General features: G+C 49.5%; 7 protein-coding genes. 2 read left to right on the forward strand and 5 right to left on the reverse strand.

Features of this window, described 5'->3' with window-relative positions; all coding sequences use genetic code 11:
* Positions 1-172: 172 nt before the first annotated feature.
* The 4 genes from CAG65_RS05220 to CAG65_RS22180 all read right to left on the reverse strand — a co-directional run bounded on the left by CAG65_RS05220 (position 173) and on the right by CAG65_RS22180 (position 2,995).
* Positions 173-391: a hypothetical protein gene (locus CAG65_RS05220; RefSeq protein ID WP_161452644.1), complete on the reverse strand. Its 219-nt coding sequence runs from the start codon at positions 389-391 to the stop codon at positions 173-175.
* 229 nt (positions 392-620) lie between these two features.
* Positions 621-1,991 (reverse strand): Na+/H+ antiporter NhaC family protein, encoded by a 1,371-nt coding sequence (locus tag CAG65_RS05225; protein ID WP_161452646.1) that lies wholly within the window; start codon positions 1,989-1,991, stop codon positions 621-623.
* A gap of 297 nt (positions 1,992-2,288) precedes the next feature.
* A complete protein-coding gene (locus tag CAG65_RS05230; protein WP_161452648.1) occupies positions 2,289-2,828 on the reverse strand; it encodes a disulfide bond formation protein B in 540 nt (179 codons plus the stop codon).
* An 11-nt stretch (positions 2,829-2,839) separates the two neighbouring features.
* A complete protein-coding gene (locus tag CAG65_RS22180; protein WP_040903170.1) occupies positions 2,840-2,995 on the reverse strand; it encodes a DUF5993 family protein in 156 nt (51 codons plus the stop codon).
* A gap of 304 nt (positions 2,996-3,299) precedes the next feature.
* Between CAG65_RS22180 and CAG65_RS05235 the strand changes: the two genes are divergently transcribed.
* A complete protein-coding gene (locus tag CAG65_RS05235) occupies positions 3,300-3,812 on the forward strand; it encodes a superoxide dismutase family protein (protein WP_161452650.1) in 513 nt (170 codons plus the stop codon).
* Between the two features lie 237 nt (positions 3,813-4,049).
* Positions 4,050-4,643: a cysteine dioxygenase gene (locus CAG65_RS05240; RefSeq protein ID WP_161452652.1), complete on the forward strand. Its 594-nt coding sequence runs from the start codon at positions 4,050-4,052 to the stop codon at positions 4,641-4,643.
* A gap of 103 nt (positions 4,644-4,746) precedes the next feature.
* Here CAG65_RS05240 and CAG65_RS05245 read toward each other — a convergent pair.
* Positions 4,747-5,053 (reverse strand): hypothetical protein (locus tag CAG65_RS05245; RefSeq protein ID WP_237668755.1); only part of this gene is annotated, 307 nt, incomplete at its 5' end.

A 5,053-nucleotide genomic window follows, 5' to 3' on the forward strand; every position in this document is an offset into this window, starting at 1 on the left:
TTGTTAAAATCCTCAATTAGAGTAAGAGTGTGCCGTAGTTAATAGCATTTGATTACATATCGTGATAGCAACAGCCTTTGTTGCCAACAGACTGAGCTAATCCAACGAAAAAGCCCGACATTTTTATGTCGGGCCGATGAATTTTTGCGGTCAGTCTTAATTGTGAGAGGGCTTACTTCAGCCCCCACTTGTCACTGACCCAGCCTCCGGCGTGTTCATCAAAATGATTGCCGGCAAAACGATGTTGCTCTGTGTGATGTTCGAATTGAGGGCGATCTTCAAGAAGCTGGTGGATGTAGTCTGCCATGGGGTCATGAGAGAGCTGCTGTTGCCGTCGGGTGGCGACCTCTTTGATCAGCTGAAGACGATAACTGTTACTGGCGCGTTTCACTTTGATGACCTCCATGGTTGTGGGACTAATAAAAAACCTTAGAAGTCTAATTTGTTGGTGTCAAATTCCATTTACTGCTCAAAATGTGTCCTTTTTATAGCCAAATGTAATGTTGTGTTGGAAATGATTGGTGAATCATGGAGTAAGCGGTGTTGACTATGCTTGAAAAAAAGAAAACCACCGCAAGCGGTGGTTTTCGGGAGTGGGGAGAAAACACACCAGATCGGCGCTATTGAGACTCCGCTACTGCAGCGGTTTTACGCGCAGGATGCTTGAGGAAAATAGCGACCAACGCTGCAAACGCCAGTAGAAAGCAATAGTATGAGTTAGCAACTACCTGCAATGGTGATAAACCGAATACAGATCCGAGCAGCAGCACCTGAGCGCCGTAAGGCAGTACACCTTGAGTTACGCAGGAGAAAATATCCAGTAAGCTGGCTGAACGACGCGCACTGACATCGTTTTCCTCTGCCAGTTGGCGGGCAACGCTGCCGGACACAATGATAGCGACGGTGTTGTTGGCAGTGCAGGTGTTGGTCAGACAAACTAGGCCCGCAATGCCCATTTCGCTGGCGCGTGAATTTGCATGAGCCGAATGTTTTGCACCAAATACATTAATGATGCGACTGACCAGTTGAGTCAGGAACGTGAGGCCACCTTGTTGACGCATCAGCTCACTTAAGCCACCAATAAGCATGGAGAGCAGGAAAATTTCCTGCATGTTGCCAAAGCCGGTATAAATGTCTTTACCCAGATCGGTCAATGTGTACTGATCAACGGATAGCAAGCTCACACCACCGGCGAGCATAATGCCGACCGACAACACCACAAACACATTCAGCCCGGACACGGCCAGAATCAAAATCGTCAGGTAAGGCAGAATTTTCAGCCATTCGATTGGGGTTGTCTCTGGTGTTTGTGTGGCACTGCTGCTGAACGCAAACAACACCAACGCGAAGATCGCCGCTGGTAAGGCGATGCGAATGTTCTCACGGAACTTATCTTTCATTTCGCAGCCCTGCGAACGGGTGGCTGCGATGGTTGTGTCTGAGATGATAGACAGGTTGTCGCCAAACATCGCACCGCTTAGCACCACTCCCGCGGTCAGAGGCAGGCTCATACCGGCCGACTGGGCGATCCCCAGCGCGACAGGAGCAACGGCGGCGATGGTGCCCATTGATGTCCCCATGGCAGTGGCGATAAAGGCCGAAATAAGAAAAATCCCTGGCAGGATCATGCTGGTCGGTAGCAGGGACAAACCGAGGTTGACGGTTGCGTCGACGCCACCTGAGGCTTTGGCAACGGCGGCAAAGGCTCCGGCCAGCAAGTAAATCATGCACATCGCAATAATGTCTTGGTGACCCACACCACGCAGAAATTGTTCGATGGCTCGATTGAGAGACTCTTTACTCAGCAGCAGCGCGATGATGATGGCCGGCAGCGTCGCAATCGGCGCGGGCAACTGATAAAAGGCAAAGTCGACACCTTGAAATGTCAGGTAAGTTCCAACGCCGATAAACAGCGACAGAAAAACGCCCAGCGGTAATAACGCCAGAGCGGAAGAAGTTGTGTGTGACGAGCGGGATGTTGTGTTTTGCATGACGCGACAACTTATCGTTATAGAGAACAGGAGCGCAGAGTAATGTGATGTGCGTCGAAAGTCAACTTTTGGACGTCTAAACGCCCAGACTTTTAAATGTCCTTATTCAGTCAGGCGCGTATGCCTGATTCTACGTAGAGCGGCCTGCCGATCTGCAGGGCAGGCTGCAAAGGAAGTCATCTTGATTACTCGGAATGGGTCTGATGCCTGACGTGTTGGGCGGACAGCGGTTCATTCATGCTTTCGCCATTCACAACCTGAGTAACCCTTTTGCCCGCGCAGAAAGCGGCCAAAAAGTTAACTGAATATCCAGTAGCTTATCGGGTTATCCGGGCACTGATACGGACCGCATTCTGCAAAGGTGGCAATGACGTTCAGAGCGACGGCCGCCAGAGCCAGCAGGCAAACAAATCGACCCACAGTGCTCATGTGATAGCGGGCGTCTTGCCACTCCTCTTTCCACATCATCAATAACAGGGCGACGCCCAAAATAGTGGCAGCGAACAGCACGAATGCCCAGGTGTAATAGTGCATGCCAAGAATCGGACTGCCGTAGCCTGGGGTGCCGGGAATAACATGCAGTGAGACTTGTCTTAATGCCGTCGCGGCACCGAACAGAGCGCCAATCAGTATCACCCCGTAATGTTTTTGCTGCGGACCATAAACCACATTTAAAAGGAAACCAAACATAACCATGGCGAAGCCGATACGCTGCAACAAGCACAGCGGGCAGGGCAGTTCGTTCCAGGCAAACTGGAGTACGAAACCAATCATCAATACGACGGTAATGCCAAGCAAACCGAGCGTATTTAGCAGCGTGACGTGAGTTCGATTCATTCTGATGCTCCTTACAGCAAGATGGCTAATGCATCGGTGGCGTGGTGGTGGAACCAATATAGGCCGGCAATCACTGAAAGTGTGAAAACCGCGTAACCAAGCGACTTTTTGTTGCAGAACGCACAGAGCATAGCGATGAACAACAAGAGGAAAAGCAAACTCATCATAATGGTGACCTTACAGGTAAGTGATAATTATTGTTAACTATAGGCAAGTATTTGCACTCGTCTGTAGTGGATCTGGGGATAATGCAGCCCATAAACGAGTGGCAAATATGCAACGTGAGATTACTTCATGTCTGGGAATCAAGGACGTGGTGCGTGGTGCGCGGTCTAACCGCCATCGTGATTCCATATCGAGCGTATGGTGTATAACGCCGAATACAGCATTGAATAGTGACGATTTTTTGCAGAACTGACGGATCGGATGCTACATATTTAGGTGGCATTCGCTAACAAAAGGACAATGATAATGAACAACAAGCTTCTGCTCATCGCTTTCTCTGTCTTCTCTGCGTCAGCACTGGCGGCCGATGTGACGGTTGATATGACGGATTTGGCCACCGGGAAAAGCGCCGGTACGATTGAAATCTCCCAAAATCAGTATGGCAGTGTGTTCACGCCTGCATTGAAAGGTTTGACCCCAGGTCTGCATGGTTTTCACATTCATGTTAATCCGTCTTGTGACACCAGTACCAAAGACGATAAAACAGTGCTAGGGGGAGCGGCCGGAGGGCACTACGATCCCGCAAATACCGGACAGCACGGCACGCCATGGGGTGACAACAACCACCTCGGGGATTTGCCGCCGATTTACGCGGATTCAAACGGCGATGTCGTCCAGCCGGTGATGGCGCCGCGTGTCGAACTGGCTGACTTGCCGGGGAGAGCGTTGATGATTCACGCTGGTGGTGATAATCATTCTGACAGCCCAAGCCCGCTTGGTGGTGGCGGTGCCAGAGTGATTTGCGGGGTTATCAAGTAGCTGCTCTGTTTCGGTCGCAAGCCCCTGGCTAACCGTCTGTTAGTCAGGGGCTTTTTGTTTTTGGGTTCAAAGGTGCAATGCAAGTTGGGGAATTGTTAATTACGTGTTAAGTCGTGACTCTGTTCACTGAATTCAACACTGACATAAGCCGAACACGTGAGAAAGTGGTCTACTAACTGTGTCAAATGGGCATAAGAAATAACAATAACGAATAAAACAAAACGTTAGGAGATCACGATGCAACCTTCAACTACACAGCATCAGACGGCACCGGCTTTAACCGCATTACTGGATGCAGACTACAGTTTCAACTATCAGGAACTCCTGGCTCAGGTGGAACTGGCTGACAAACCGCTGTCTCTGGCGACCATTCGCTTTATGCTGGAAAAAGTCGAACTGAACGGTGATGAGATCAAACAACTGGCACAGTTTGATCAGGAAACATATTCGAGGCGACGTCTTTTTCGCAATGATCATTGTGAAGTATTGATCTTGAGTTGGCTCAATGGTCAACGGAGTAAAATACACGATCACATTGGCAGTGCTTGCGGGGTTAAAGTATTGCATGGTCAGGCGACAGAAACCTTGTTTAAGCCAGCAGCGAATGGCCATATTTACGCCACTCAGTCGAATCACTATCCAAGCGGTGAAGTGACAGTCAGTCACGACAGTGATATTCATCAGATATCCAACTTGCAAGGTGGGGATGAACCCTTAGTGACGTTACACATCTACTCTCCGCCCCTGAAGCAGTTTTATCTCTATCAACTCGAAAGCGGGACGGCTGAGTTGTTGGATCTTCAGCATGACTCCTGGTTTTATGAGATATGAAAATAATAGATAAATCAATCTGTTCTAGGCGGCAAAGGGTAGAAGACTAATTTTGCTCGACTGGCATAGAAAAAACGGCGGTCCTCAGGGACTGCCGTTTTAATCAGCGCACACCGCGATCACGCAGAATCATGTGGATTTCATGCAATGTATCAAGCTGGCGGCGTTCAAACTCTGTCGGCTGCTCCGCTTTGATGATCGTGGTGAAACCGATCATAATGGAGGCAAAACCGAGCAGCAGAGTTACGGCGTTCATTTGACCTTCGGCGAAGTACCACAATGCGGCTAATGACAGAGCGGCAATGCAGGCGCAGAACAGTTTAACCAGCAAGCTGTTTTTCCTTTTTCTCTCTCTACGCAAATTGTCTCGACGTTGTCTTTCCTCCTGTAGTAACTCTTCTATATTGCAT

Origin of the sequence: Vibrio sp. V39_P1S14PM300 (assembly GCF_009904765.1) — a bacterium.
Taxonomy (GTDB): Bacteria; Pseudomonadota; Gammaproteobacteria; order Enterobacterales; family Vibrionaceae; genus Vibrio; species Vibrio proteolyticus.